At 65.6% G+C, this 26,195-nt stretch carries 23 protein-coding genes; 9 read left to right on the forward strand and 14 right to left on the reverse strand.

What is annotated here, in order from left to right; translation table 11 throughout:
- Positions 1-2: 2 nt before the first annotated feature.
- Positions 3-611 carry a histidine phosphatase family protein gene (locus ACZ5IQ_RS27200; protein WP_212807429.1) on the reverse strand — a complete coding sequence of 203 codons (609 nt, stop codon included), beginning with the start codon at positions 609-611 and terminating at the stop codon, positions 3-5.
- A gap of 87 nt (positions 612-698) precedes the next feature.
- Between ACZ5IQ_RS27200 and ACZ5IQ_RS27205 the strand changes: the two genes are divergently transcribed.
- Complete coding sequence (locus ACZ5IQ_RS27205; RefSeq protein WP_212807430.1) at positions 699-1,430, forward strand: GntR family transcriptional regulator; 732 nt, start codon at positions 699-701, stop codon at positions 1,428-1,430.
- Positions 1,431-1,477: 47 nt separating this feature from the next.
- On the opposite strand, the gene ACZ5IQ_RS27210 is transcribed toward ACZ5IQ_RS27205, so the two are convergent.
- The 3 genes from ACZ5IQ_RS27210 to ACZ5IQ_RS27220 form a co-directional block, all read right to left on the reverse strand.
- Complete coding sequence (locus tag ACZ5IQ_RS27210; RefSeq protein ID WP_212807431.1) at positions 1,478-2,812, reverse strand: MFS transporter; 1,335 nt, start codon at positions 2,810-2,812, stop codon at positions 1,478-1,480.
- Positions 2,813-3,008: 196 nt separating this feature from the next.
- Positions 3,009-3,662 carry a phosphonatase-like hydrolase gene (locus ACZ5IQ_RS27215; protein ID WP_244872907.1) on the reverse strand — a complete coding sequence of 218 codons (654 nt, stop codon included), beginning with the start codon at positions 3,660-3,662 and terminating at the stop codon, positions 3,009-3,011.
- Positions 3,663-3,750: 88 nt separating this feature from the next.
- Positions 3,751-4,896 carry a TIGR03364 family FAD-dependent oxidoreductase gene (locus tag ACZ5IQ_RS27220; protein WP_212807432.1) on the reverse strand — a complete coding sequence of 382 codons (1,146 nt, stop codon included), beginning with the start codon at positions 4,894-4,896 and terminating at the stop codon, positions 3,751-3,753.
- Between the two features lie 187 nt (positions 4,897-5,083).
- Here ACZ5IQ_RS27220 and ACZ5IQ_RS27225 point away from each other — a divergent pair, with 187 nt between their 5' ends.
- Positions 5,084-5,842, forward strand: a complete 759-nt coding sequence (locus ACZ5IQ_RS27225) for an SDR family NAD(P)-dependent oxidoreductase (protein ID WP_212814521.1) — start codon at positions 5,084-5,086, stop codon at positions 5,840-5,842.
- On the opposite strand, the gene ACZ5IQ_RS27230 is transcribed toward ACZ5IQ_RS27225, so the two are convergent.
- Both ACZ5IQ_RS27230 and ACZ5IQ_RS27235 read right to left on the reverse strand, forming a co-directional pair.
- Positions 5,839-8,238, reverse strand: a complete 2,400-nt coding sequence (locus ACZ5IQ_RS27230) for a GGDEF domain-containing protein (RefSeq protein ID WP_212807433.1) — start codon at positions 8,236-8,238, stop codon at positions 5,839-5,841. The genes ACZ5IQ_RS27225 and ACZ5IQ_RS27230 overlap by 4 nt on opposite strands.
- A gap of 109 nt (positions 8,239-8,347) precedes the next feature.
- On the reverse strand, positions 8,348-9,010 hold the full coding sequence (locus ACZ5IQ_RS27235) for a TetR/AcrR family transcriptional regulator (RefSeq protein WP_212807434.1): 663 nt from the start codon (positions 9,008-9,010) through the stop codon (positions 8,348-8,350).
- Between the two features lie 70 nt (positions 9,011-9,080).
- Here ACZ5IQ_RS27235 and ACZ5IQ_RS27240 point away from each other — a divergent pair, with 70 nt between their 5' ends.
- Positions 9,081-10,526 (forward strand): carotenoid oxygenase family protein, encoded by a 1,446-nt coding sequence (locus tag ACZ5IQ_RS27240; protein ID WP_464480536.1) that lies wholly within the window; start codon positions 9,081-9,083, stop codon positions 10,524-10,526.
- Positions 10,527-10,544: 18 nt separating this feature from the next.
- Here the strand turns inward: ACZ5IQ_RS27240 and ACZ5IQ_RS27245 are convergent, their stop codons facing one another.
- The 3 genes from ACZ5IQ_RS27245 to ACZ5IQ_RS27255 are packed head-to-tail and all read right to left on the reverse strand — an operon-like array spanning position 10,545 to position 13,937.
- On the reverse strand, positions 10,545-12,422 hold the full coding sequence (locus tag ACZ5IQ_RS27245) for an alkyl/aryl-sulfatase (RefSeq protein ID WP_318983946.1): 1,878 nt from the start codon (positions 12,420-12,422) through the stop codon (positions 10,545-10,547).
- Positions 12,423-12,453: 31 nt separating this feature from the next.
- Complete coding sequence (locus ACZ5IQ_RS27250; RefSeq protein WP_346415894.1) at positions 12,454-12,945, reverse strand: metallophosphoesterase family protein; 492 nt, start codon at positions 12,943-12,945, stop codon at positions 12,454-12,456.
- 11 nt (positions 12,946-12,956) lie between these two features.
- Positions 12,957-13,937: a phosphotriesterase family protein gene (locus tag ACZ5IQ_RS27255; RefSeq protein WP_346415895.1), complete on the reverse strand. Its 981-nt coding sequence runs from the start codon at positions 13,935-13,937 to the stop codon at positions 12,957-12,959.
- Positions 13,938-14,064: 127 nt separating this feature from the next.
- Between ACZ5IQ_RS27255 and ACZ5IQ_RS27260 the strand changes: the two genes are divergently transcribed.
- The 3 genes from ACZ5IQ_RS27260 (at position 14,065) to ACZ5IQ_RS27270 (ending at position 17,983) form a co-directional block, all read left to right on the forward strand.
- Positions 14,065-14,529: a hypothetical protein gene (locus ACZ5IQ_RS27260; protein WP_029119091.1), complete on the forward strand. Its 465-nt coding sequence runs from the start codon at positions 14,065-14,067 to the stop codon at positions 14,527-14,529.
- Between the two features lie 179 nt (positions 14,530-14,708).
- Complete coding sequence (locus ACZ5IQ_RS27265) at positions 14,709-15,107, forward strand: MmpS family transport accessory protein (RefSeq protein ID WP_029119092.1); 399 nt, start codon at positions 14,709-14,711, stop codon at positions 15,105-15,107.
- A gap of 68 nt (positions 15,108-15,175) precedes the next feature.
- The gene (locus ACZ5IQ_RS27270) at positions 15,176-17,983 is read left to right on the forward strand and encodes an MMPL/RND family transporter (protein WP_406774126.1); all 2,808 of its coding nucleotides are present in this window, start codon (positions 15,176-15,178) and stop codon (positions 17,981-17,983) included.
- 27 nt (positions 17,984-18,010) lie between these two features.
- On the opposite strand, the gene ACZ5IQ_RS27275 is transcribed toward ACZ5IQ_RS27270, so the two are convergent.
- The 4 genes from ACZ5IQ_RS27275 to ACZ5IQ_RS27290 all read right to left on the reverse strand — a co-directional run bounded on the left by ACZ5IQ_RS27275 (position 18,011) and on the right by ACZ5IQ_RS27290 (position 22,146).
- Entirely contained in the window at positions 18,011-19,249 is a 1,239-nt protein-coding gene (locus ACZ5IQ_RS27275; RefSeq protein ID WP_406802841.1) for an HNH endonuclease, read from the reverse strand.
- A 31-nt stretch (positions 19,250-19,280) separates the two neighbouring features.
- Positions 19,281-20,504, reverse strand: coding sequence for an ISL3 family transposase (locus tag ACZ5IQ_RS27280; protein WP_212806588.1), 1,224 nt, complete (start codon positions 20,502-20,504; stop codon positions 19,281-19,283).
- A gap of 296 nt (positions 20,505-20,800) precedes the next feature.
- Complete coding sequence (locus tag ACZ5IQ_RS27285) at positions 20,801-21,592, reverse strand: MBL fold metallo-hydrolase (RefSeq protein WP_406784107.1); 792 nt, start codon at positions 21,590-21,592, stop codon at positions 20,801-20,803.
- Positions 21,589-22,146: an ester cyclase gene (locus tag ACZ5IQ_RS27290; RefSeq protein WP_464480537.1), complete on the reverse strand. Its 558-nt coding sequence runs from the start codon at positions 22,144-22,146 to the stop codon at positions 21,589-21,591. The genes ACZ5IQ_RS27285 and ACZ5IQ_RS27290 overlap by 4 nt, the downstream gene beginning before the upstream one ends.
- Before the next feature lie 101 nt (positions 22,147-22,247).
- Here ACZ5IQ_RS27290 and ACZ5IQ_RS27295 point away from each other — a divergent pair, with 101 nt between their 5' ends.
- From ACZ5IQ_RS27295 to ACZ5IQ_RS27305, 3 genes are read left to right on the forward strand one after another with little or no spacing between them, the layout of a single operon-like run.
- Entirely contained in the window at positions 22,248-22,931 is a 684-nt protein-coding gene (locus tag ACZ5IQ_RS27295) for a TetR/AcrR family transcriptional regulator (protein ID WP_464480538.1), read from the forward strand.
- A gap of 7 nt (positions 22,932-22,938) precedes the next feature.
- A complete protein-coding gene (locus ACZ5IQ_RS27300; RefSeq protein ID WP_318983950.1) occupies positions 22,939-24,276 on the forward strand; it encodes a WS/DGAT/MGAT family O-acyltransferase in 1,338 nt (445 codons plus the stop codon).
- Between the two features lie 22 nt (positions 24,277-24,298).
- Positions 24,299-24,937 carry a TetR/AcrR family transcriptional regulator gene (locus ACZ5IQ_RS27305; protein ID WP_464480539.1) on the forward strand — a complete coding sequence of 213 codons (639 nt, stop codon included), beginning with the start codon at positions 24,299-24,301 and terminating at the stop codon, positions 24,935-24,937.
- On the opposite strand, the gene ACZ5IQ_RS27310 is transcribed toward ACZ5IQ_RS27305, so the two are convergent.
- The gene (locus ACZ5IQ_RS27310; RefSeq protein WP_464480540.1) at positions 24,888-26,090 is read right to left on the reverse strand and encodes an adenylate/guanylate cyclase domain-containing protein; all 1,203 of its coding nucleotides are present in this window, start codon (positions 26,088-26,090) and stop codon (positions 24,888-24,890) included. The genes ACZ5IQ_RS27305 and ACZ5IQ_RS27310 overlap by 50 nt on opposite strands.
- Between the last annotated feature and the right edge of the window lie 105 nt (positions 26,091-26,195).

Below are 26,195 nucleotides of genomic sequence, written 5' to 3' on the forward strand. Positions count from 1 at the left end.
GTCTACCACCGCTGATTTCGCGGCAGCAGATCCCACACGTGTTCGACGCTGTTGACGCCGGCGACCGCCAGCCGGCCGCTGCGCGAGGCCAGCAGCCGGGTGATGCCGGTGTAGTCGACCTGGAACGACAGGATGCGCTCGGTCGGCACGATGTCGTGCAGCAGTCCGTTGATCACGCCGCCGTGGCTGAAGATCACGACGGTGTCCTCGGCCTCGGCCTCGCTCGCGATGTCGGTGACGGCCTCGGTGATGCGGGCGAGGAACGCCTCCTCGTCGACGCTGCTGGGCAGGTGGCCGGTCATGAGCCGGGCCATCTCCTCGGGATGCTCGGCCGCGATCTGCTCGATGGGGATGTACTGCGCCATGTCGCGGTCGTACTCGGCGAGCCGGTCGTCGATCTCGATGGGCAGCCCGAGCGCATCAGCCACCGGCTGGCCGGTCTGGATGGCGCGCTTCTGCGGGCTGCTGATGAGCCGCGTGATCGGGAACCGCTTGAGCGCGTCCGGCAGCCGGTCGGCCTGCGCGATGCCTTCCTCGGAGAGGTCGGGGTCGGCGCCCTCACCGGGCTCGTTGCGCAGCGGCAGGGCATGACGGATCAGAAGCAGTTGCATAGCGGTTTCCTCCACAGCGGTTGTGCGCTGACGGGCAATACTATGCAGCTAAGTTGTCATGACAAGACACCGAGAGGCGGTACACCGATGGTCGGCTCCCGGTCGCGCCATGAGCACGTCGCGGCCGTGCTGCGGCAGCGGATCACGCGGCACGAGTACCAGATCGGTGAGTCACTGCCCGCCGAGAGCGCACTGTGCGCGGAGTTCGACGTATCCCGAGGTCCGGTCCGCCAGGCCCTCGCGACGCTGAAAAACGAAGGCCTGATCCGCATTTCGCGGGGCAAGCCGGCCACCGTCCGCAGCCACGACGTCCGCCAGACGCTGGACACGTTCACACCGTTCACCCAGTGGGCCGAACGCAACGGCCGCACCGCAGGGAGCCGAACCCTGGAGATCTCGCGCCGACGCGCCGGCGAGACCGCGGCCACCGCGCTGAGCCTGACCACCGACGACTTCGTCGTCGAAGTGCTGCGCGTGCGACTGCTCGACGGTGAACCCGTGATGATCGAGCGGAGCAGTTTCACCGACGCGGTGGGTTCGCTGCTGTTCGAATTCGACACCGACTCCGGATCCATCACGGACTATCTCACCGACCGTGGTGTGCAGTGGGACGCCATGGAGCACATGCTGGACGCTGTCGCCGCCGACGACATCGACGCCGAGAACATGCACCTCGAGCGGGGCAGTCCCCTGTTGCGTGAGCGTCGTACCTCACGCGATCAGTTCGGGGTGGCGTTCGAATATTCCGACGACCGTTACCGGCCCGACGTGGTGGCCTTCAGCATCGTCAACGCCCGCACCATCGACGTCCGCGCCTGACGAACGATCCCCCGCAAGCGAACTCGCGGGGGATCGCGCACAGGTGGCTAGTCGGCCACCGGCATCCGGTTCCAGTAGGGAATCAACAGCAGCATGGCGATGAACGCGGCCCCGGCGAAGCCGTAGAACAGTGCCGAGGTGCCCAGGTAACCCGGCAGCAGGCCACCGAGGATGGCGCCGACCGAGCCGCAGCCGTTGATGATGCCCGTCGCCGTGCCCGCGTGCTTGGACGTACCGAAGTCGACGGCCGCGATACACGAGATCATGGCATCGGCGCCATAGACGGTCAGGCCGATCAGGCCGAGGACGCCGACCATGATCCACACATTGCCCGTCGCGGTCAGCGGCCCGAACAGCATGAGCACCACAACCAGCACGGCCAGGCTGATCACGCTCGCCGGCACCCGGCGGGCCTTGAACACCTTGTCCGAGACGCGGCCCAGCAGGATCGGGGCGATGACGCCGGCGATGCCGAACGCCACCGGGACGGTCACCGCGGTGAACTTGTCACCGTCGTGCAGCTGTTCGGCGACGATCACCGGGCCCCACAGCAGGATGGCGTAGCGCGCCGGCTTGAGCAGAAAGTACGCTGCCCCAAGGGTTCTCACCATTTGATCCTTCAGCACGACAGCCAGGGACTCGCGCCACGACGAGCTGGGCTCGGCGATGGCCTCGTCCGCAGCGGCGGCGTCGAGCTCGACCCCCTCCACGGAATCCTCGGCCGCCCGGTACTCCTCGATAGGCGGCAGGCCGACATCGGCAGGGCTGTTGCGCTGGAAGATGAAGAACAGGACGAACACCGCAGCGACGATGGCCGCACCACTGAAGAACGCCGCGCGCCAGCTGCCGAACAGGTCGTAGGCGAACCAGCCGACGACCGGCGCGGCGACGAGGCCGCCGAAGGCGTAGTTGGTGCTCCACAGCCCCAGGACGTGGCCACGTTCCCCGACGGAGAAGAACTGGGACATGTTGCTCAACGTGCCCGACCAGCCCGTCGATTGAGCCAGGCCTTGCACGATCATCAACGGCAACAGGAAGACCACGGCCGGCAGCAGACCCATGAACAGGGTAGCGACCGCCGAGATGGCCAGGCCGCCGAGCACGACCACGCGCGGGCCGAACCGGTCGGAGACCTGACCCCAGACGAATTGGCCGACGGCGTAGGCCGTGAGATACGCGGCGTCGAGGTTGGCCATGACGCTCTTGGTCAGATGGAGGTGCAGGACGGGGTCTTCGAGAATGCCGAGCTTGGCGACGGAGAACGTCTGACGGGTGAAATAGAAACCGGCACAGGCGATCCAGGTGATGGCAAAGATGCGGATACGCCAGCGTTGGTACTTCGGATTGGTGGTGCGCGACTTGGACAGCAGGGTGTGCGACATGGCTGTTCACTTCCACTGGATGCGGGGTAAGGGAGCGCGGAAAAGAAGAGGGGCCGACCGGAGGCGTCAAAGCGCCATCGAGATCGTCGGCAAGGCAAGGGTTTTGGCGCGAGAGCGCGAGAGGTTAGAGTGAGAAGAGCGGGGGTGGCCGGGGCCGAGGGTGCGGCGCCCGACCACCGCGGAGTGCGTGGTCGGATCAGCCCAGGGTTGCCACCAAACCGGGCAGGTCGGCCACGCTGTCCAGGACGTGGGTGGCGCCGGCAGCGGACAGCTGCGCGGCGTTGTGCGCGCCGGTCAGCACGCCGACCGAAGCGCGTGCTCCGGCGCGCAGGCCGGTGATGACGTCCGACGAGGTGTCGCCGACGACCACCATCGATTGCACCGAGTCGGTCTCGGTCTGCATGAGGGCTGCGAGCGCCATGTCGGGGTAGGGCCGCCCGCGGACGCCGGGAGCGGGGCAGAGCACTGCGTCGGCGAGGTCCTGCCAACCCAGCGCATCGATGATGGCCTGCTGGGTTTCCCGGGCGAAGCCGGTGGTCAGCGCTACCTTGATACCGCGGGACCGCAAAGATGTAATGACATGTTCGGCCTGCGGGATGGGGCTACAGTTGCCGTCTGCGACCAACTGGGCGTAACAGCGCTCGAACTCCTTGTTTGCCGCTTGCGCTTGCTCTTCGTTCCCGCGGCTGAGGTGGCGGAACACGACGATCTTCGACTGCCCCATGGTGTCGGCGACGTAGCGCAGCATCTCTTCGCGGTCCGAGTCGGTCTTCGACAGACCGGCATGACTGTCGGCGGCCAGGAACGATTGCTGTACCAGGCCGGTGTCCTCGACTGTCGTGCCGGCCATGTCGAACACGACCAGGCTGATTCCGGGTGCTGATTGACTTTCCACTTTCGCGTCCTTTTCCTTTGTGGTGGTTGATGTTTGGTGTGGTTCAGACGGTTGCCGGGATGCCGCTCGGCGACAGCACCCGGTCGACGACGGCGGCCGCCAGGCCCAGGCCGGTCGTCATGCCGATCCCGGTGGTGACCGTCACGACATGGGTGCGTTCCACCGGCTCCTCGATGAGGAACTCCTGCCCTGGGGCCGAGCTGTAGACGCCCTGCCACCGTTCTCTGACTTCGATGTCGTTGATGCCGAACAGTTTTCGGGTTTGGCTGAGCAGGATGTCGAAGCCCTGCTCAGACTGGAACGGCGCCGCTGCGACTTCCCGGATGTGGGTGTCGCCGATCAACAGCGAGCCGTCGGGCTGCAGCGTGAACATCAGGTGCAGGTCGATGTCCACCGCCTCGGGGTGCTCGTCCCGCAGTCGCTGTGCGACGGCCCCGACGCTGGGCAGGTCCTCGAAACCTGAGTACCGCAGCAACGACCAACCGGTGAACAGCGGCGCGGGGAGCGTGACCGCCAGCGGCAGCCTGGCCCGGATCATGTGCAGCCGGCAGCGCAGCAATCCGTCGCGCTCAGCCAGTTCGGGAAAGAGCCGGTCGATGTCGTAGTTGACGGCGATGAAGGTGGTCTCGGTATGTATCGGCCCGCGCGAGGTGTGCACGAGGCCCGGTTCGAAGCCGGAAGCCGCGGTACGCCAATGGAAGTCGACGCCCTGCGATTCCAGCCACCGCGCGATGGATGGCACCGCCGTTCGCGGGTCGACCTGAAGGTCATTGGGCAGGTACATGCCCCCGACTACGCGCGGATCGCGCACCGGCACGCGGTCGAGCAGCTGCCGGCGGCTGAGCAGGTGCACGTCACCGCTGGGCCGGACGTCGACGAATTCACGCATGACGGCCAGTTCGTCCTCGTGGCGGGCGACGCAGTAGGTGCCCGCCTGCTTCGACCAGAACCCGGCCTGCCGGGACAGACCGAGCCAGTGCTGCCGGCCGGCCCGGGCGTAGTCCAGCGCGACACCGTTCTGCGCGGTGATGCACGCGTGGCCGAAGTTCTGCACCGACGCGCCGACCACACCGGCGGCGTGATCGACCACCGCGACCGCCAGTCCGCGACGGTGGGCGTGATAGGCGTGGGCAAGGCCGACGATTCCAGCTCCTACGACAACGACGTCGTAGCTCCGTTGATTTGGCATGGCAATAACAGTGCGGCACATCGCCATAGTTGTCAATACAAGTTATGCACGATTTCAGTACTCGTATATATAAGTGTAACGGCGTGTGAACGTGCGGGAAACACTGCCGATGGCGCACGACCACTACGCCACGGTCGCCGTGACAACATGGGGACCAACACGCCACCCCAGCACCGAAGGAGCCGCCATGGGGTACGCCGACGAACTGTTCGACCTCACGGACCGGGTGGTCCTGATCACCGGAGGCAGCCGCGGACTCGGCAGGGAGATGGCGTTCGCGGCGGCCCACTGCGGCGCCGACGTCATCATCGCCAGCCGGAACCTGGAGTCGTGTCAGGCCACTGCTGCCGAGGTCGTCGCCGAGACGGGCCGGGCCGCACTGGCCCATCAGGTGCACGTCGGCCGCTGGGACGAGTTGGACGGTTTGGTGGACGCCGCCTATGACGCGTTCGGCAAGGTCGACGTGCTGGTGAACAACGCCGGGATGTCGCCGTTGTACGAATCGCTGGACTCGGTGCCCGAGAAGCTGTTCGACGCTGTGGTGAATCTGAACTTCAAGGGGCCGTTCCGGTTGTCGGCACTGATCGGCGAGCGGATGGTGGCCGACGGCGGCGGGTCGATCATCAACATCAGTTCGTCGGGCTCACTGCGGCCCGACGCCCACATGCTGCCGTACGCGGCCGCCAAGGCCGGATTGAACACGCTCACAGAGGGTTTCGCGAAAGCGTTTGGCCCGACGGTGCGGGTCAACACCCTGATGGCCGGGCCGTTCCTCACCGACATCAGCAAGGCGTGGGGTGCGGATCCGTCGAGCGCCTTCCGCTCGCTGCCGCTGCAGCGCGCCGGTGATCCTCGCGAAATCGTCGGCGCTGCACTGTTTTTGATGTCCGACGCATCCAGCTTCACCACCGGCTCGATCCTGCGCGCCGACGGTGGTTTCGCCTAAACGGGGGAATTCGGGCTCACGCCATCGACTTCCAACCGATTGCGGCCAAGGTGCTTGGCCGCGTAGAGCGCCCGGTCCGCACGGCTGAGCAACTGCGAGGCGGCGGTGTCGGGATCATCGACCGCTACGCCAGCCGGCCACGCTGCGAGCCCTGCAGAAGCCGTGACGCGAGGGCGATCGCCGTCGTCACCCTGACGTCGGCCGGTGACGGCCATGCGAACCCTCTCCGGCGTATCCGTGGTTTCGGCACCACCGGCGAGAACGACGGCGAACTCCTCGCCGCCGAGGCGAGCCGCGAAGCCGCCACATTCGGCTGTCGCACTGCGCAATTGGTCTGCGACGGTGCGCAGACATGCGTCACCCGCCGGGTGTCCGAGTCGGTCGTTGTACTGCTTGAAGTAGTCGACGTCGATCAGCAGCACCGCCGGCGCAACCCCGGAAACCAGTCGCTCGCGCAGCTCGGCTGTGAAAGCTCTCCGGTTGGGCAGGCCGGTCAGGGGGTCGGTGCTGCTGAGCTCTTCGAGAAGCCGTGAACGGCTCCAATCGAGCCGCCGAGAGCGCTCCAGCAGGTACGCGAAGCGCAAGCAGACGAAGACCATGAGGATGGTCGCGCAGATGGTCAAGAACTCGTTGCTCGTGATGGGCAGACTGACCATTTCGACGATGATGATGCCTGTGGTGAGCGTGACCATCGACGGCATCAGCAACCGGTACACGATCTGCACGACAGCCAGGCTCAACAGCACCGCCACCGGCATCAGGTAGGGGACGACATCGAACCCTTTGGGCGTCTGAATCGCCCGCTCGAACATCTGGGCGGACAGGATCACAGCGACCGCACCGATGTAGATCGGTGCCGACCACGCGCGCAGCCGCACCCAACTCGCGCCGATCAGAGCGACGACTGCGGCGGGCGCGATACCGACACCAAGGGTGAGCCGGCCGAAAGTCACTGCCTCGGAGGGAATTTTGAGCAGCGGCTCCTGAAACACGAAGATGAATGCGCACACCAGCAGCAGACCGATCATGATGAACCGCCGGGTGCGACGGCCCTGTACCTCGTACATGCCGAGAAACGCCGCTTCGTCCTGCCGGTTGAGAAAGCGCAGTGTGGACGTCTTTGTCTGGAGTTCCGGGAGTGCACGTTGGCCGGGCGACCTGTCCGCGACAAGCGGTGCCGTTACGCGGGTGTCCGCACTGTGATTCTCGTTGCGGTCATGCACAATTCGGTTCCGGCCCGCGGCCTTCGCCTGATACAGGGCACGATCGGCACGATCGATGAGCCTGTGAATCAACGCAGACCGGCGCTCGGCGGTCAGCGGTCGCACATCCGGCGGCACGAGAATCTCGGCGGACCCGGCGGACGCCGTGACCACGGCGCCGTCATTCGACCGCATGATGCGCAACGTGCCGATCGATTCGCGCAACAGTTCAGCACGTCGACGCGCATTCTCCGGTGTGGTGCCGTGCCACATCACGACGAACTCTTCGCCGGCGTAGCGGGCCGCAAACTCATGTCGTGTGTCGATCTGCTCACGCAGGTGTGCACCGACCGCCGCCAAACATTCGTCTCCGGCGATGTGCCCCAGCCGGTCATTGAGGCTTTTGAACTCGTCGAGATCGAGAATGGCGAGCACGACGGAGTCCCCGGCGGCAGCAGATTCCACTGCAGCGTCCAGGCTTTCGTCGAAAAATCGCCGGTTGGGGAGACCGGTCAAACTGTCGACGCGGGTGAGCTCATCGAGCTCGCGTTGGCGCAGCCAGGCGTGGCGGCTGCTGTTCTCCAACTCATAGGCCGATGCCGGGGACACGCTGACGATCCCGGCGGACGCCATCAACTGGAACAATGTCGAAGAGGTGACCGCGTTCAGACTCAATTCGGCGACGACGATGCCGACCAGGCCCAGAAGCATGGCCGGAACCATGAACACGAACCGGATCTGCACGACCACCAGGCTCATCAGGATGGTGACAGGAACGATGATCGGCAGCACGTCCATGCCGTGCTGCAAGCAGATGGTGCGCACGGCCATCATGCACGCGATATCGAGATAGGCCGCAATCACGAACAGTGCCTGAGACCACCGCCGTACGGGGCCGCTGGACCCACTCACCCAGCGCAGGAGGGCAGGGATCCCGATGGCGACAATCAGGAGCGGCCCCCACGCCAGCAGCTCTGGCGGCACCTTGAGCAAATACCGGTGAAACAGGAGTACTGCGCCAACTCCCAGCAGCATCACGAGCCAGAGTTCCAGCCGGAGAGCGCGTCCCTGATCGTCGAAGGCCGCCCGGAAGTCACGCTCCGCGACTGGGTCGTCACCTCCCGACAATGCTTTTTCCTGCGCCGCCGACGATGCGTCAGGGAAGGCCCCGCCCCGCACCGCACCCGTGGTCACGGCGCTACCTTACCTGCGACTGGGCGCCCCGGCCGGTGCTATTCGCCAATTTTGAACCCGGCGAAGATAGAATCCAGCAAAACCACACGCGACGGTGGTTTCGCCTAGGTCACAGATGACCGCTCGCCACGAGCGCAGCGGCCGCGGTGGCGAGTGACTCGTTGGCACGGTCTCGTTCGTCGCCCATTCCGACGAGGAAATCGACGATCATCGGGGTGAGAATATCCCGCAGTCCGTGGCCTTCCGCGCCGAAGAATCCGGCCATCTCGAGCATCACCGCCCCGTGGCACATGCTCCAGATGCGGCCTGCGACAGCGACTTCGCCGTCGTCGCGGATGCGGCCGGCCTCGGCCATCCGGCGCACGGAATCGCAGAGCGTCTGGAAGGACGCGTCGCGCGACGTGGCATGGCCGGTCACCGTCAGATCGCTGCGGACGCTCGACAACGACGCCGGGACCGTCGTGCCGAACATCAATTGATAGTGCTGCGGATTCTTCAGTGCGAACCGGCGGTACGCGGCGCCCATCGAGAAGAAGTCCGCCACCGGGTCATCGGTATGCGGGATGGCTGCCAGCGCTGCACCGAACCGCGCGAAGATCTCGGCCGACAGGGCGTCGACCACACCGGTCATCGAACCGAAGTGGGTGTACACGACCATGGTCGACGTGCCCACCTCGGCGGCGAGCTTTCGCACCGTCAGCGCCTGGAGACCGTCGCGTTCGAGTATCACGATGCCGGCTTCGATCAATTGCCGACGAATTTCTTCGCTCACCCTTGCAGACCTCTCATAACAGTGTTATACCAGTAACCGCGGCCAATAACACTGTTATGGAGGTTCTGGGATGACCAACCGCTACCTGGAAGGCGCCTTCGCGCCACTGCACGACGAGTACACCCTGACCGATCTGTCCGTGACCGGCACGATCCCGGACTACCTGGACGGCCGCTATCTGCGCAACGGCCCCAACCCGATCGGCGAAATCGACCCCGAGCTCTACAACTGGTTCCTCGGTGACGGCATGGTGCACGGCATCCGCCTCCGCGACGGCAAGGCCGAGTGGTACCGCAATCGTTGGGTGCGTGGGCCGTTGACCACGGCGGCGCTCGGCGAGGGCACGCCGCCCGGGCACGGTAGTCCGTTCGGCATCGGCGCCAACACCAACGTGCTGGGCCACGCCGGCAAGACCCTGGCACTGGTCGAAGGCGGCGGGGCGAGTTATGAGCTGACCGACGAACTGGACACCGTCGGCGCGTGCGATTTCGACGGCACCCTCAGCGGCGGCTACACCGCACACCCGAAGCGCGATCCGGAAACCGGTGAACTGCATGCGGTTTCGTACAGCTTCACCCGCGGCAACACCGTGCAGTACTCGGTGATCGGTACCGACGGCCGAGCCCGGCGCACCGTCGACATCGAGGTCCACGGCAGCCCGATGATGCACGACTTCTCGCTGACCGAGCGCCACGTCATCTTCTACGACCTGCCCGTGAGCTTCGACGCGCGGACCATCACCGAGATGGTGGTGCCAAAGGCACTGCGACTGCCGGCGCGACTGCTGTTGTCCTCGGTGATCGGCCGGGTCAAGATTCCCGATCCCGTCGTCGCGCGCCAGTCGAGCTTCAGATCGAGTGATCGGCGCTTCCCGTACTCGTGGAATCCCAAGTACCCGGCGCGCATCGGCGTGATGCCCCGCGACGGCGGGAACGCCGACGTGCGCTGGTTCGACGTCGAACCGTGCTACGTCTTCCACCCGATGAACGCCTACGACTCCCCCGACGACAACACGATCGTCCTGGACGTGGTGCGGCACCCGAAGATGTTCGACACAGACCGCATCGGCCCCAACGAAGGGCCGCCGACCCTGGACCGGTGGACCATCGACCTCAGCGCCGGCAAGGTGCTCGAGGACCGCGTGGACGACCACCCCCAGGAGTTCCCCCGCGTCGACGAACGCCTGGTCGGCAAGCGTCACCGTTACGGCTACGCGCCGATGATCGCAGAGGGAGTCAGTGGCAGTGACGCGCTGCTCAAACACGACTTCGTCGGCGGCAATACCGCGACCCGTCACTTCGGTGCCGGGAAAGAGCTGGGCGAGTTCGTCTTTCACCCGTCGTCGGCGACCGCCGCCGAAGACGACGGCGTGCTGATGGGCTTTGTCTACGACGCGCCGACCGACCGCAGTGAGCTGGCGATCCTCGACGCCCAGACGCTGCAGGACGTCGCGAGCATCAAACTGCCGCACCGCGTGCCGGCCGGCTTCCACGGCAACTGGGTGCCGACCGTATAGCCGAGACGGCCGGCCCGGCTACGGCGTGATGATGTTGAACGCCGGGTCGGGCCGGTCGATCGCGCCCAGCAGCGTGGGCAGGGCACTGGCGTCACCCGTAACCTCGACACCCGGCGAGCTGGTGTCGCCCGCGGCAAACGCCAAGAGCCGCAACTTGTTCGCCAGCGTGACGGTGGCCTGGGCGGTATCCGGGTCGGCGGCCACCTTGCGGTACACCAGCACGCCGTTGCGCAGGCTCAACCGGTAGTTGGTCGCGACATCCTGGAACGTCACGTCGATGGCCAGGTTCAGGTCCCACGACCGCGGGCCGTTGATGTTGATCGCGAAGGTGTCGAACATCTGCGCCGGGGTCAGCTGCGCGAGCAGCGTCGGCGACGAGCTCTGCGTCGGGGTACCGAAGTTCCCGACCCGCAGCTCGGTGGCACCGGACAGGAAGAAGTTGCGCCACACGGCGTTCTCGGCACCGTAGGCCATCTGCTCCAGCGTGTCCGCATACAGCGCCCGGGCCGCGGGGTGATGCTCGTCGGTGAAGATCGCGTGGTCCAACAGGGTTACCGCCCAACGGAAGTCGCCCTCGTCGAACGCGGCCTGCGCCAGCTCGACGACCCGGTCGATACCGCCCATCGCCGCGACGTAGCGCGGCGCCGCGGCGGCCGGCGGGTGCTGCCAGAGGCGGCCCGGATTGCCGTCGAACCAGCCCATGTAGCGCTGGTAGACGGCCTTGACGTTGTGGCTGACCGAGCCGTAGTACCCGTGCGTGTGCCAGGCCTTCTCCAGAGCCGGTGGCATCTGGAAGGTTTCGGCGATCTCGATGCCGGTGTAGCCCTGGTTGAGCTGGCGCAGCGTCTGGTCGTGCAGGTAGGCGTACAGATCCCGTTGCAGCGACAGGTATTCGACGATGTTGTCCTGCCCCCACGTCGGCCAGTGGTGCGACGCGAAGACCACGTCGGCGCGGCCGGAGAAGGTGTCGATGGCCTCGGTCAGGTAGCCCGCCCAGCCGTGCGGGTCACGGACCAGCGCGCCGCGCAACGTCAGCAGGTTGTGCAGGTTGTGGGTGGCGTTCTCGGCCATGCACAGCGCGCGGAATTGCGGGAAATAGAAGTGCATCTCGGCGGGCGCCTCGGTGCCGGGCGCCATCTGGAACTCGATCTCGACGCCGTCGATGGTGTGGGTCTCGCCCGTCACCTTGATGTCGAGCGTCGGCACGATCAGTGCCACCTCACCCGTCGACCCGACCTGTCCCAGGCCGCAGCCGACCTGCCCCTGCGGACCGCGGTCGAGCGCCGCGCCGTACATGTAGCCCGCCCGCCGCGCCATTGCCGTTCCGGCATAGACGTTTTCCTGTACCGCGTGCTCGGTGAAACCCTCCGGCGCGATGACCACGACGTGGCCGGCGTCGACCTCGGCCTGCGACGTCACGCCCAGCACGCCGCCGAAGTGGTCGGCGTGGCTGTGCGTGTAGATGACGGCCCGGACCGCACGGTCACCGCGGTGCGCGCGGTACAGCGCCAGCGCCGCCGCCGCGGTCTCGGTGGAGATCAGCGGGTCGATGACGATGATGCCGGTGTCACTCTCGATGAAGCTGATGTTCGACAGGTCCAGGCCGCGCACCTGATAGATGCCCGGCACCACCTCGTAGAGGCCCTGCTTGGCGCACAACTGCGACTGCCGCCACAGGCTCGGGTGCACGGTGTCCGGCGCGTCGCCGTTCAGGAAGTTGTAGGAGTCGTTGTCCCACACCACTCTTCCGTCGGCCGCGGTGACGACGCACGGTTCCATCGCGGCGATGAAGCCGCGGTCGGCGTCCTCGAAGTCCCGGGTGTCCGCGAACGGCAGCGTCGCGGTGTGGGCGCGGTTGGCGGCGGCAATGGCATCGGTGGGCGGCTTCTGCTCCATGCCGACCAACCTAGCGTCAATTTCCCGCGGGTCAGAGCTTATGAAGCACTACGTCCGACAACGTGCCATCGCCGACCGAGGCCGTCATGTAGGTGCAGTGCGGCTGGCGTCGGCGGTCGGTCGGCGAGCCGGGGTTGAGCAGCCGCAGTCCGGTTGTCGCGGTGCTGTCCCACGGAATGTGGCTGTGCCCGAACACCAGTACGTCGGTGTCGGGGTACAGCCGTGCCATGCGCGCGTCGCGGCCGGCCGACGCGCCGGTCTCGTGCGTGACAGTGAACCGGACGCCCTCGAGCGTCACGTCGGCCCGCTCGGGCAGACGGGCCCGCAGGTCGAGGCCGTCGTTGTTGCCCCAGCAGCCGACCAGCCGTGTCGCTCGCAGCTCGAGTTCGTCGAGCAGTGCGACGTCCACCCAGTCGCCGGCGTGCAACACCACGTCGGCGCGGGCCACCTCGTCCCAGACTCGCGCCGGCATGTCGCGGGCGCGCTTGGGCACGTGGGTGTCGGAGATAAGTAGTAGACGCATCCCGCTGCGGCTCAACTGATCTCGCCGCCGAAATACCGGCGTGGATTATCGACCAGCATGGTGGTGAGCTGTTGGTCGGTGACGCCGCGTTCGCGCAGTGCGGGCAGTACGTCGTCGCTGATGTGCGTCAAGTTCCAGTTGGGCACCGCGGCCAGTTTCCCCTCGTGCGAGAACCAGTCGATGAAACACGAACTGTCATGCGCCAGCACCATCTTCTCGGCGTATCCGCGTCTGGCGAGTTCCGCCACGGTGTCGACGCGCTGCTCGAACGGCAGCAGGATGTCGAGCCCGAAGCGGTCCATGCCGAGATACGAACCGGCATCGGCGAGCGCGCACAGGTAATCGAGATCGGTGCTGTCGCCCGAGTGCCCGATCACCACCTTCGTGAGGTCGACGCCCTCCTCCCCCAGCACTTTCTGCGCGACGAGCCCGGAGCGGCTGTGCACGTCGGTGTGCACGGTGATCGGCGCGCCGGTCTGCACGTGGGCCTGGCCGACGGCGCGCATCACCCGCTCGACGCCCGGCGTCAGTCCCTGATGCTCGATGGCGCATTTCAGGAAGGCCGCGCGCACGCCGGTACCGCCGATGCCCTCCCGGATATCCCTGACGAACAGCTCGACCATCGGCTCGGGGGTGTCGAACAGCAGGCCGGGACCGGTGTGCAGGAACTGGAACGGCACGTCGTTGTAGGTGTAGATGCCGGTCGCGACGACGATGTTGATGTCGACCTGCTCGTTGACCCGCTGAATCCGGGGCAGGTACCGGCCCAATCCGATCACCGTCGGGTCGACGATGGTGTCGATGCCACGCGATTTGCATTGGCGCAGTTGGTCTATCGCGTCGGCGACGCGGGCGTCCTCGTCCCATCGCGACGGATAGTCCGGGAAGTTCTGCCGGATCTCGTCGCTCAGGATGAACACGTGCTCATGCATGAGCGTGGCCCCGAGGCGGTCGACGGGCACCGGGCCCCTGACGGTCTGCACGTGCGTCATCACGGCCAGTCTGTGTCATGAGCGGTCGAGCATCAAGACCCTATATCAACTGAGTTGACAAGTACCGCGTGTTGCCAGTTAGCTGAGGTAACGTCCCACCCATCTGCGAACTGCAAAGGAGTGCCCCATGGATTGGAACTTCCTCGGCACCGACTGGCACCTGTTCGGCAAGCTGGCCGACGTCGCCCTGCTGACGCTGCTGTTCGCCGCGACGGTGATGTTCTTCTACATCCAGCGCCTGCGGAAACAACCGCAGTTGCCGATCGCCGAAAACGTCCGGGCCAAGCAGACGGTGCTCACGAAGGTCCGCAAGCGCCAGCCGATGACCGCTGAAGAGCTCGAATATGCCACCCAGGTGATCGACAATCAGCGGACGTTGATGACATTCGCAATTCCCCTGACGATCTTTTCGCTGGGGTGTTTCTACGTGCTCGGCAGTCTCGAGCAACTCCACGGCGCAACCCCTTCGGAGCGCACCTTTCTCGGGGTCATCGCCATGATCTCGTCCATCAATGTGACCACCCAGATCTTCCGCGTGATCAAGCTGAAAAAGCGGCTCGGAAACGTCACCTTGGTGGATTCTGGGAATTAGCTGGACGCTCTCACCTCGTCTTTCTATTCCACGGAATATGTGGAAAGCCGTGCGTGTCCAATCACTGATAGTGTTTACGCCGATTCATCTCAAGTTAGTTGATATACAACTCGCCGACGTCGAAAGGTGATCGAGTGAGCCAACGCTCTACCGCCCGACGATTCCTCGCACGAGCCTGGATGCCGTTGATCGCCCTCATCGCGATCGGCGTCGGCGTGCTGTGCATGGTCAAGGTCCACGAATTCTCCGAGCCTGGACCGGTGCTGGCCGTCAACCCGCCGCAGGCGCCCCCGGAGTTCACCCCCAAGACGCTCACCTACGAGGTGTTCGGCACCCTCGGGTCCGGCGGCCTGCTTTCGTACGTCGACATCAGCGGACACCCCCACAAGGTCGATCTCACCGAACTGCCGTGGTCGCACACCGAGACCACGACCCTCACCGTCGTCTCCGGCAGCATCTCGGTCCAGGTGCACGGCGGCACCGTCGGCTGCCGGATGAAGGTGAATGACGTTGTCCGCGACGAACAGTCCGACGAGCACGGCAACGCCGACGTCGCCTGCCGGGTGAAGTCCGCGTGACCGACACCGACACCGCCCCGATCGCCCGCCCGGCGCACAGCGCGGCCAAGCGCCCCTTCGTCCCCAGAATGGTTCGCCTGCTGGCGATTCCGATCATCGTCTTCTGGGCCCTGCTCGCGGTGGTCACCAATACCTTCGTGCCGAAGATCGAAGATGTCGCCGAGGAACTCGCCGGCCCGATGGTGCCGACCTACGCGCCGTCCCAGGTGGCCATGCTGGCCATCGGCAAGGAATTCCACGAGTCCACCTCCACCAGCCTGACGATGCTGGTGCTGGAAGCCGATCGCGGCCTGACCGAGCAGGACCGCGACTACTACGCGGGCCTGGTCCGCACGCTCAACGCCGACACCACGCACGTGCAGTACGTCATGGACACGTGGGGCAAGCCGATCACCGCCGCCGGCGCACAGAGCCTCGACGGCAAATCCGCCTACGTCCTGCTCCGCCTCGCCGGCGACATCGGGCAGATGGAGGCCAACAACTCGGTCGACGCCGTCAGGAAGATCGTCAAGGACTCCAATCCGCCTGCCGGACTGAAGGTTTACGTCAGTGGCGCGGCGCCGCTGGCGGCCGACACCGTCGAGATCGCCAACTCCAGCCTGAACAACATCACCATCGCGACGATGTTCCTGATCATCTTCATGCTGTTGCTGGTCTACCGCTCCGTCGTCACGATGCTGGTGCCGTTCTTCGGCGTGATCCTGCTGATGTTGTCGGTCAAGGGCGTCATCTCGGCGATCGGGCACTACGGCTTCATCCCGCTGTCGTCGTTCGCCACCAACATGGTCATCTCGCTGACCCTCGGCGCGGGTACCGACTACGGCATCTTCCTCATCGGCCGATATCACGAGGCCCGCCTGGCCGGACAAAGTCGTGAGGACGCGTATTACACCGCCTACAAGGGTGTTTCGCATGTCATCGTCGGCTCGGGTCTGACCATCGCCGGCGCCTGCGCGTGTCTGACGTTCGCTCGGCTGAACTATTTCCACACCATGGGCCCCGCCGTCGCGGTGAGCATGCTGATCACCATCGCCGGCGCCCTGACCATCGGACCCGCCCTGCTCAGCGTCGGCAGCCTCTTCGGGCTCTTCGACCCGAAACAGGAAGTCAAGGCGAAGCTGTACCGGCGCATCGGCACCGCCGTGGTGCGCTGGCCCAAGCCGATCCTCGTCGCCAGTGTCGCGGTCGTCTCGGTCGGCGCGGTGTTTGTGCCCACCTACCGCGTCAGCTACGACGACCGTACCTACCAGCCGCCAGATGCCCCGGCCAACCAGGGATTTCAGGCCGCCGACCGGCACTTCCCCAAGAGCAAGCTGTTCAGCGAGATGCTGATGGTCCAAGCCGACCACGACATGCGCAACTCGGCCGACTTCATCTCGCTGGACCGGGTGGCCAAGGCCCTGATCCGTCTGCCCGGTGTGGCGATGGTGCAGAGCATCACCCGCCCCATGGGACGGGCGCTCGAACACGCCTCCATTCCTTACCTTTTCACCACACAGGGCAGCGGCAACGGTCAGCAGCTGCCGTTCACCCAGCACAACAACGAGAACACCGCGAAGCAGGCGAAGATCACCGCGCACAGCATCGAGGTGCTGAAGAAGACGGCCGACCTGACCCAGACCCTCGCCGACGAGCTGCACAACACCGTGCTGACCCTCGAGGACATGGAGCAGGTCACCAACGACATGCGCGACGCGGTCGCCAACCTCGACGATTTCATGCGCCCGCTCCGCGCGTATTTCTATTGGGAACCACACTGTTTCGATATCCCGGTGTGCTGGTCGTTCCGGTCGCTGTTCGACGTGATCGACAAGGTCGACAACCTGGCGGCCGACATCGGCAAGGCCGTCGGATCCTTCGAGGTGATCGACAGCCTCATGCCGCAGATGGTGTCGCTGCTGCGCCAGACGGTCGCCGACAATCAGGCGTTGCTCGCGATCATCGTGAACAACTACGGCCCCACCGACATTCAGAACCGGAATACCGACCAGACCTTCGACGACATGATCAACGTCGGCAACGACTTCGACGCGTCGCGCAGTGATGACTTCTTCTACATTCCCCGCGAAGCGTTCGACAACGACGACATCAAAATCGGTATGTCACTGATGATGTCGCCCGATGGGCATGCTGCGCGCTTCATCGTCACCCACGAGGGCAACGCGATGGGGCCCGAGGGCATCGAGCACGTCGAACAGTTCCCCGACGCGATCAAGATCGCGCTCAAGGAGACGTCGCTGGCCGGGTCGAAGATCTACATCGGCGGATCCGGGTCCAACAACAAGGACATCCAGCTGTACGCCAAGAACGACCTGATGATCGCGGCCATCGCTGCCTTCGTCCTGATCTTCCTGATCATGATGATCATCACGCGATCCCTGGTGGCCGCCTTGGTGATTCCCGGCACGGTGGCGTTCTCCTACGCCGGCGCGTTCGGGCTGTCGGTGCTGATCTGGCAGCACCTGATCGGGCTACCCCTGCACTGGCTGATCCTGCCGCTGACCTTCATCGTGCTGGTGGCCGTCGGCTCGGACTACAACCTGCTGCTGGTCGCCCGGCTCAAGGAGGAAATCCACGCCGGCCTGAACACCGGCCTCATCCGCGCCCTCGGCAGCACTGGCGGCGTCGTGACCTCCGCGGGCCTGGTGTTCGCGTTCACCATGCTGGCCATGCTGTCCAGTGATCTGCGGACCATCGGCCAGATGGGGTCGACGGTCTGCATCGGCCTGCTGCTCGACACCCTGGTGGTGCGGTCGTTCATCGTGCCGTGTCTGGTGCGACTGCTGGGCCCCTGGTTCTGGTGGCCGACATTCGTCCGGCAGCGGCCGCTACGTCCGTACACGCCGGCCACCTTGACCCCGGCTAACACTGTGTAGTTGTCAAGGTGCGCAATGCTTTAGGTGTTATGCGGCTGTGTCGAGGCGCATGGTGCGGCGGTTGTATGCGGGGATCGGTTTTCGTTGCGGGTCGACGGCCGCGGGTGGGACGAGCCAGGGGTGTTTGTCCAGGCCCATGACGACGTCCCAGCCGTCGTGGTGGACGTTGGCGTGGCAGGCCGGGCACAGCAGGCAGCCGTTGGCTAGTGATGTCTCACCGTGGTGGGTCCAGTGGATGATGTGGTGGGCGTGGGTGCGTCCGGGTGGTGCGCCGCATTTGATGCAGCACTGATCCCGCAGATACAGCGCTTTGCGCAGGTGCGCCGGGAACAAACGTTTCTCCCGGCCCATGTCCAGGGGTACCTGTTCGCCGTCGACGATGATCGTGGTGACGGTGGTGTCGCAGCAGATTCGTTCCAGGGTCATGGTGCTGATCGACCCGATGAATTCCAACGCCGCCAGGTCTGGAGTGTCGGCGGGCACCGTCACCAGTAGCTGCGTGCGCGGCGCGGAAGCGACGTCCCCGCCGCGGGCGGCGATGTCCAACACGGCCTCTAACGCATCCGCCCGCCGCCTGCCCGCCGTGCGGGTGTCGGGGGTGCCGTCGGGTTCGGGCCGCGGTGCCGAGTGTTCCTCGATCGCTGCGACCAGCTTGGCGCCCACCTCCACGTCCAAGTCCGCGCGCACCTGCACCCGACCATCGGAGGTGACGCGGTGCTCGACGGTGTTGATCGACCGGTCCTCCGCGGCCGGCAACCCACCTTCGGCGGCCGCATGCCGGTTCCCCAAACGCCGCGCGCGTTTGTCGATGTCGGCGGGGGTGGCGCCAGAGAAGAACTGCCCCAGCAGATCGGTCACCTGCGCGAACCGGGCTTCTTCGTCTACCTCACCGGGTGCGCGGGCTTGGATGTGGTTGATGCCTTTGACGATCGCATCGACATGCTCCCCGGAGATCGCACCGTCGGCGGCATGGGCCGTGAGCGTGGGTAACGCCGGCAAGGCGCCCGATACCCGGATAAAGCGCTCGGCCACCGATGGCGCACACCCCAACGCCATCAACAACTCCCGCGACGTCCGGCCCTGCGCCGCCGCCACCCCGCGGCGATCCAGCACCCCGGTCAGCATCGCTGCCAGATGATCGATCACGCCACGCAGTGTCAGTAGCGTCCGCAGCACACCAAGTGCGGCATCCCCGGTGATGTCTTCGGAAATGACCACGCCGCGCAGGTGGTCGAGGAGAGCTTTGAGATCCGGTGCGATTCCCATAACACATCGTATCGAACATACGTGCTACTCCTCACCTTCTCGTGGGTAGCTGAGGGTGGAGCCCGCCCAGGCAGAGATAGATCATTGAGGTCAGTGTTCGGGCGGAGTGGTGGCCGTAGCCGCGGGCGTTGATGAGTCGGATTTTGGCGTTGATGCCTTCGAGGAGGGCGTTGGAGATGCCGAGTTCCACGGCGGCGATGACGGCGTCGAAGTGTTCCTGTAGTCGTTTGCCGAGTTCGATGAAGGACGGGATACGGCTGCGTTTGGCGGCGGTGATCCAGGCTTTGAGTCGTTGACGGGCGACACCGGGTTCGTGTGGGAGTCGATACAGGTCGCGCAGCTGTTCTTTGAGGGCCCAGGCCCGGCCGACGTGACGGTTCGCGCGGGCGATCTGGTTGACCAGTTCACGTTTGTTGTCGGTGAGTTTGTTTTCGCCGGTGCGCAGCGCCCATCGGGTCTGGCGCCACTGCGCTGAGGTCATGGCGACTTTGTCCGGTCCGCTGGCGGCGGCGGCGAAGACCCGGTCCAATGCCCGGTTGACCCATTGCATGATGTGGAACGGGTCAAAGCAGATGGTGGCTTCCGGTAGGTGGGTTCGGGTGGCTCCGCGGAACGCCTTGCTCACGTCCATGCTCACGGCGGTGATCGTCTCTAGTGTCGAATCAGGTTGTTGTTCATAGAATTTCGATAGCGATTCTTCACTGCGTCCGGGCTGGACTCCGATGACGGTGCCGGTGTCGTGGTCGCCGACGATGGTCAGATATTTGTGCGGGTGGCGGTAGCAGATTTCGTCGACGCCGATCCGGTACAGGTCTGTGAGTCGTCGTTGGTCGAGCAGTTCGTCGACACCGCGGTTGATGATGGCGGTGACCGATTCCCAGCCGCACCGCATGAGCGTGGCCACGGTGGTGCGGTCGGTGCGTTGGGCCAGCCAGAGCACCGTGTCTTCGAAGTCTCGGGTGAATCGGGCACCGGGACGAGCCCACGGCACCTGCTCGGTGACGATGCCGCAGCGTGGGCAGTTCGTGCGGCGGATGTCGTAGACCAGCCACAGTTTCTTGCAGGCCAGATCCACATGGCGCCAGCGCCGGCGCCGGCGGTCATAACCGGCCCGCACACGTTTGCCGCACGGGCAGCGCATCGAGCGGGCTTTAAGGCCGACGGTGACTTCGATATCGCGGTCGCCGATGGTGACATCGGTGACGTTGGCTCCGGGGACCTGAAGTATTCGGTTAAATGCAGTACTGACGCGCACGCGGATCGTTCCTGGCGGTTGAGGTTGGTGTGGTAACCCCGAAACCTAGAGGGACACCGCGTGCGCGTCCTTCAACTCGCCGCCGACACGCTCAAAACCCCAGGCGCACAACCTAAAATAGCCCCTGAACAGCGCAAAGGCGCCCACGAAAACCCGTGGAGCGCCACATACGTTCGAAAGGCAACGGATCTATCGCTCCGAACTTTCCGGCATGCCAGAGGGCGAGCCGCGAAGTGGCGGCTAGGTCACTGCGCGCTAGGCGAGAGAGCAAGCGCCGATCGCGACGCCCAACCGGCCTAGCCGCCGACCGCTTGCCGCAGCAGCTGCGGATCATGGGCGTTGACGAGGGACATATCAGGTTCATCCGAAGCCCAAAGTTCGCTCAGCCGTTGATGATTGGCCTGCACCTTCGCCCAGTCGAAGGCAACTGAGCGTTCCATCAGACGCAGGGCCCGCGGCGCGGTATTGCTGCCGTCGAGCTGGCCACGATGGTAGAAGCTGTCGCCGGCATGCAGAATCCAGCGGTCCCCCGCGTCGACGGCCACCGCGGCGTGCCCGCGCGTATGCCCGGGCAGGCTGATCAAGACGATGCCGTCAGCGATCTCGGCCAACTCTTTGGCGCCGGGGAAGCCGCGCCACGACTCCGAGGCCGCGGGCGAGTGCTCGACCAGGATCGGGCCGTGCGCGTGACCGGCCGGCAGGTAGCGCTGTTTCTCCACGAGCGTCTTCGGATGCAGTGCCGCGAATGCCTCGGCATCGGTGAGATGAACCTGCGCCCAAGGGAAGTCCGCCAGACCTCCCACGTGGTCGGCATCGAAGTGGGTCACGACGATGTGCCGCACGTCGCTGGGCTCGAACCCGAGGCGGCGAATTTGGTTGATGGCGGCTTCGTTCGGATCGAACACCGGGCGGACGTAGAAGCGGGCCGGGCCGAAGCGACTGCCCGGCGACTCGGCATCCCGCAGCCCCAACCCGGAGTCGACAAGCACGAGACCGCCCGGCGTTTCGACAAGGAGTACGTGGCAGACCAATCCGTCGGGCACGAACCGCGGATGCATGGTGCCGCAGTTGAGGTGGTGGACCCTCATGTCAGGTCAGCCGGGGCCGTCCCGATGAGCCGGGCATCGGGTTGGCTGGACATGGCCAGCAGCCCCCGCAGTCCGCGGATGACGGCGGGCCAGTTTCGCGGGTCACGCAGATTCAGGCCTCCCACAAGCTGTTTCAGCATCGTCAGCGTGTCGAAGTAGATGCGTTCGGCGACCAGGTCCTCGTTCTCGTCGAACACGAAATAGGCCGTCATCCGGGTGCGGTGCCGCGAGCCCGTCGCCGGGATGCCGCCGAGCGGGCCGAGATGCGTTCCGAGGAGCCAGAATTCGACGATCACGGCATCGGCGCTGTGTCGCAGCGCGATGATCTCGTGGTCCTGATCGGGAAACGCGACGCGGGTGTCGTGATAGTAGCCGCGCACATCGGCGTCACCGTCGTGGATGGTGAGCGTCGGGATGATCTCGTAGTGCGGATGCGGGAAGGTGGCCAGCACGTCGTCCCAGTCCTGTCGGACCTCGTCGTGGAAGTGGTCGAGGACGAGCTTTTCGCGCGCCTGCAACACCTCGACGGAAGGGATGGCGAAGCGGTGCGTCATGGCGTCCTCCTCGAACTGCAAAGTATTTCCACACCGTGGGATTAATCTGACGATAATCCCACGGTGTGGAAATTCGCAAGGGTCTGGGCCAGAATGAGGCCATGAGCGCGGCCACCCCGACTCCCCGCCGCGGACGGCCGCCGAAGGCGCTGGCACAGCTGACGCGATCGACGATCCGGGAAGCGGCGCTGACCGTCATCGACCAGGACGGCATCGCCGCGGTCAGCATGCGGTCCGTCAGCCGCCTGCTCGGCGTCGACGCCAAGAGCCTCTACCACCATGTCGCCGACAAGGACGATCTGCTGGACGCCGTCGCCGAACATCTGCTCGGGCAGCTGCGACCACCGGCACCCACCGGCGAGTTGCGGACCGACCTGCGGGCCCTCGCCTACGAGTTCCGGCGCGTGACCCTCGCCCACCCGGAGGCCGCGACGCTCGTGCTGACCCGGCAGATGACGACGCTCGCCGGACTCGCGCCCGTCGAGGCTCTCCTGTCGATCCTGCATCGGGCCGGCGCCGCCCCCGAGCTCGCCGTGCGACTCACCCGTGTCCTGGTGGCCGCCGTCGTCGGGATGCTGCTGCGCGAGGTGTCCGCCGGCCCCACCTTCGGCAGCGGAAAGTCCGCCGACATCGCTGCCCGGCAGGCCGAACTGGAAGATTCCGCGCTCCCGGAAGTGGTTGCGTGCGCACCATTTCTCGCCCGGTTCGACCGGGACCGGGAATTCGCGTCGGGCGTGGACTTGCTCGCGGATTTCGCCGCATTCCAGCTGGTGAGCCTGACATAGTGCTGCCATGCGGTTGCTGAGTGCTGTCGACACGATGTTCTACCGGATGGAGTCCGACCGGACGCCCATGCACATCGGCGCCCTGCTGACGTTCCGGCTGCCCGACGGCGCCGGGCCGGACTACGTCCGCACCCTGTACAACGCATTCGCCGAACTGTCGTTCCTGCCGTTCCCGTTCGACAGCGCCGTCGTCGACGGCCTGCTGCCCGAGTGGCGCGAGGTCCGCCCGGACCCGGAGTACCACGTCCGGCTGTCAGCGCTGCCGTACCCCGGAAGCGAGGCCGATCTGGGCACCCTGGTCGCCCGGCTGCACGCGCACCCGCTCGACATGCGCCGGCCACTGTGGGAAGCACACTTCATCGAGGGCCTGTCCGACGGTCGCTTCGCCATGTACTTCAAGGCCCACCACTGTGCGGTGGACGGCATGGGCGCGATCAACACCATCAAGAAGTGGTTGAGCACCGAGCCGGACCGCTACGTGCCGCTGTCCGAGGCCGGACCGAAGGCCGAGGTGCCCGACCGCAACCGGGTCGCGTCGGTCGCCTACGAGCTGTGGAACCGGACGACGGACGGCGTCGCGGGTTCTGCCGAGTTGGTGAAGAGCCTGGTCGGCATGATCGGCGGCGACAACAGCCACGTCGGCGCCACGCTGGGCACGCCGCGCGCGCCGTTCAACGCCACCCTCACGCCGCAGCGCCGGCTCGCGGTCGAGGTGCTCGAACTGGGCCGCCTCAAGGCCATCGCCAAGGCCACCGAGACAACCGTCAACGACGTGACACTCGCCGTGTGTGGCGCGGCGCTGCGCCGCTACCTCGACGAGCAGGGCGAGCTGCCCGAGCAGACGCTGACCGCCTCGGTGCCGGTGGGCTGGGAGCGCGACGAGGACACCTTGAATGCGGCCGCGGGCTTCGTCTGCCCTTTGGCGACAACAGAATCGGACCCGTTGCAGCGGCTGGCGGTGATCAACGCCTCGACCACGCGCGGTAAGAAGGAACTGCTCGCGATGTCACCGAATGCCCTGAACCACTACACGTTGATGGGGTTGCTGCCACTGACGATCGGGCAGAAAACCGGTGCGCTGACCAAGATTCCGCCGTTGTTCAACCTCACGGTGTCCAACGTGGTCCTGACCAGAGAACCGCTGTACCTCGGTGGCGCACAGCTGGAATTGATCGCTCCGGTCTCTTTCCTGTGCGACGGCTACGGACTGAACATCACCCTGGTCGGCTACACCGACAAGGTCATCCTCGGCTTCGTCGGCTGCCGAGACACCATGCCGCATCTGCAGCGCCTGGCGGTCTACTCCCGCGAGGCGCTCGACGAATTGGAGCGGGCCGCCGCATAGGCCGCTGATAGAATCTCGATCCGTGATCGAGTCTTCGTCGGTGAGCCAGCCGGCTGTTCGCACCGCGGTGCAGCGCCGCGGCATCGAACGCACCCAGGCGATCCTCGATTCCGCCGAGACGATCCTCGCCGAACAAGGTTATGCCGCAGCAACTCTCAAGGCGATCGGCGAGCATGCCGGCATCCCGACGGCATCGCTCTACCACTACTTCGCGGACCGGAGGCAGGTCGAGGCCGAGCTCGTGCGGCGCCACATCCCGGTCATCGACGAGCGCTTCGCGGCATCGCTGTACGGCAACAAGATCCGGACGCTGCGCGACGGCGTCGACGCGATGATCGACCCACTGCTCGCCTACTTCCGGGAGAATCCCGGATTCGTGCAGCTGTGGTTCGCGGGCCGCAGCGCGACACTGTCCGAGCTGGGTGGGTTGTTCGACGAATCCTGGGCAGACAAGCTGTGGCACTTCCTCATCGAGCACGAACTCATCACCGCAGCGACCCCGTTGTTCGCCGTCCAGTTGATGTTCGAGGTCGGTGATCGGCTCTTCGACGTGGCGTTCCAGCGCTCCCCCAAGGGCGATGACGCCACCATGGACGAGGGTCGGCGCATGCTCACCGCGTACCTGACGACATTCGCCCCATCAGGTACCAGGTCCGCATGACCCCCTTCCCCTTGACCTCGACGGCACCCCGCTCCTCCAGCACGAATGCGTCCTTGAGCCGCTCATAGACGTTGTGCGGCACCTGGATTCGACCCTCGACATCGGTGGTTTCCATGCGGGCGGCGACGTTGACCGCGTCGCCCCACACGTCGTAGAAGAACTTGCGTGCGCCCACCACACCCGCGACCACCGGTCCGGCCGCCAGTCCGATGCGCAGTGGCACCCGCCGCCCGTTGGGGTCCGTCAGCTCGGCCACCGCGCCGACCATGTCGAGAGCCAGATCGGCCAGCGCCTCCAGATGGTCGGGCCGCGGCTCGGGAACCCCGCTGACGATCATGTAGGAGTCGCCGCTCGTCTTGATCTTCTCCAGGCCATGGCGGTCCACCAGGGTGTCGAGGTCGGTGTAGAGGCCATCGAGGAACCGGACCAACTCGGTCGGCGTGGTATCGCTTGCGCGCTGGGTGAATCCGGCGATATCGGCGAACAGCACCGAGGCGTCGTCGTAGCTGTCAGCGATGACGTCGCGGTGCGGATCCTTCAACCGCTGAGCGATCTTCGAGGGCAAGATGTTGGCCAGCAGCGACTCGGAGCGCTCGTATTCGGCAGCCAAAGCCGATTCCGCGCGGCTGATTTCACGCAGTGCGTACCAGACGGTCGCGAGGACGAGCACCCATGAGGAAATTACCGAGATGAGGAATCCGGCAGTCGTGACCCACAGCGGCTGGACACCGGTGTCCGCGGGCACCAGGTACTGGAGCGCGATGATGAGTGCCGCACCCACCGCCGCCACCGCCGATGCCACCACGATGTGCTCGATCCCCAGGATCAGCACCACCAGCGAAGCGGCGACCAGGAAGTACAGCTGCTGGCCGGAACCTCTTCCGACATAAACGGTCACGAGCGTCGTCAAGGAGTACGCGATACCGATGAAGGTCAGCGGCGCGACGAGTTCGCCGTACCGGTACAAGCGGGGAATCGCGAGATAGACCGGGGCGCACACGACGGCGAGGCCACCGATCCAGATGCCGGCCTCGCCGGCGAGCATCGACAGCGTCCCGAGGAACGCGGCGACGACGGCACCGATCCTGGCGGCCACCGTGAGGACGCGTCGGCGGCGCGCCAGACTCTCGGCGGACGCAGCCTTCGGCGACATGATCCGCAGCCTAGCGCCGAAAGCGCACGTCACCGCGGGCATTGACAGTGCATCCGCGCGAAACCTAAACTCGATTTCGATTCGATATTGGCTTTGAGTATTACA

It is taken from the genome of Mycobacterium toneyamaense, assembly GCF_055384815.1.

What these genes read in the sequence shown, in the direction of transcription:
- ACZ5IQ_RS27255 (WP_346415895.1), bottom strand. Translation starts at nt 13,937, where the DNA reads ATGACGCACGTGCAGACCGTCAGGGGCCCGGTGCCCGTCGACCGCCTC.
- ACZ5IQ_RS27205 (WP_212807430.1), top strand. Translation starts at nt 699, where the DNA reads ATGGTCGGCTCCCGGTCGCGCCATGAGCACGTCGCGGCCGTGCTGCGG.
- ACZ5IQ_RS27225 (WP_212814521.1), top strand. Translation starts at nt 5,084, where the DNA reads ATGGGGTACGCCGACGAACTGTTCGACCTCACGGACCGGGTGGTCCTG.
- ACZ5IQ_RS27200 (WP_212807429.1), bottom strand. Translation starts at nt 611, where the DNA reads ATGCAACTGCTTCTGATCCGTCATGCCCTGCCGCTGCGCAACGAGCCC.
- ACZ5IQ_RS27275 (WP_406802841.1), bottom strand. Translation starts at nt 19,249, where the DNA reads ATGGGAATCGCACCGGATCTCAAAGCTCTCCTCGACCACCTGCGCGGC.
- ACZ5IQ_RS27245 (WP_318983946.1), bottom strand. Translation starts at nt 12,422, where the DNA reads ATGGAGCAGAAGCCGCCCACCGATGCCATTGCCGCCGCCAACCGCGCC.
- ACZ5IQ_RS27290 (WP_464480537.1), bottom strand. Translation starts at nt 22,146, where the DNA reads ATGACGCACCGCTTCGCCATCCCTTCCGTCGAGGTGTTGCAGGCGCGC.
- ACZ5IQ_RS27285 (WP_406784107.1), bottom strand. Translation starts at nt 21,592, where the DNA reads ATGAGGGTCCACCACCTCAACTGCGGCACCATGCATCCGCGGTTCGTG.
- ACZ5IQ_RS27300 (WP_318983950.1), top strand. Translation starts at nt 22,939, where the DNA reads ATGCGGTTGCTGAGTGCTGTCGACACGATGTTCTACCGGATGGAGTCC.
- ACZ5IQ_RS27270 (WP_406774126.1), top strand. Translation starts at nt 15,176, where the DNA reads ATGGTTCGCCTGCTGGCGATTCCGATCATCGTCTTCTGGGCCCTGCTC.
- ACZ5IQ_RS27265 (WP_029119092.1), top strand. Translation starts at nt 14,709, where the DNA reads ATGCCGTTGATCGCCCTCATCGCGATCGGCGTCGGCGTGCTGTGCATG.
- ACZ5IQ_RS27310 (WP_464480540.1), bottom strand. Translation starts at nt 26,090, where the DNA reads ATGTCGCCGAAGGCTGCGTCCGCCGAGAGTCTGGCGCGCCGCCGACGC.
- ACZ5IQ_RS27250 (WP_346415894.1), bottom strand. Translation starts at nt 12,945, where the DNA reads ATGCGTCTACTACTTATCTCCGACACCCACGTGCCCAAGCGCGCCCGC.
- ACZ5IQ_RS27210 (WP_212807431.1), bottom strand. Translation starts at nt 2,812, where the DNA reads ATGTCGCACACCCTGCTGTCCAAGTCGCGCACCACCAATCCGAAGTAC.
- ACZ5IQ_RS27240 (WP_464480536.1), top strand. Translation starts at nt 9,081, where the DNA reads ATGACCAACCGCTACCTGGAAGGCGCCTTCGCGCCACTGCACGACGAG.
- ACZ5IQ_RS27220 (WP_212807432.1), bottom strand. Translation starts at nt 4,896, where the DNA reads ATGCCAAATCAACGGAGCTACGACGTCGTTGTCGTAGGAGCTGGAATC.
- ACZ5IQ_RS27215 (WP_244872907.1), bottom strand. Translation starts at nt 3,662, where the DNA reads ATGGCCGGCACGACAGTCGAGGACACCGGCCTGGTACAGCAATCGTTC.
- ACZ5IQ_RS27295 (WP_464480538.1), top strand. Translation starts at nt 22,248, where the DNA reads ATGAGCGCGGCCACCCCGACTCCCCGCCGCGGACGGCCGCCGAAGGCG.
- ACZ5IQ_RS27260 (WP_029119091.1), top strand. Translation starts at nt 14,065, where the DNA reads ATGGATTGGAACTTCCTCGGCACCGACTGGCACCTGTTCGGCAAGCTG.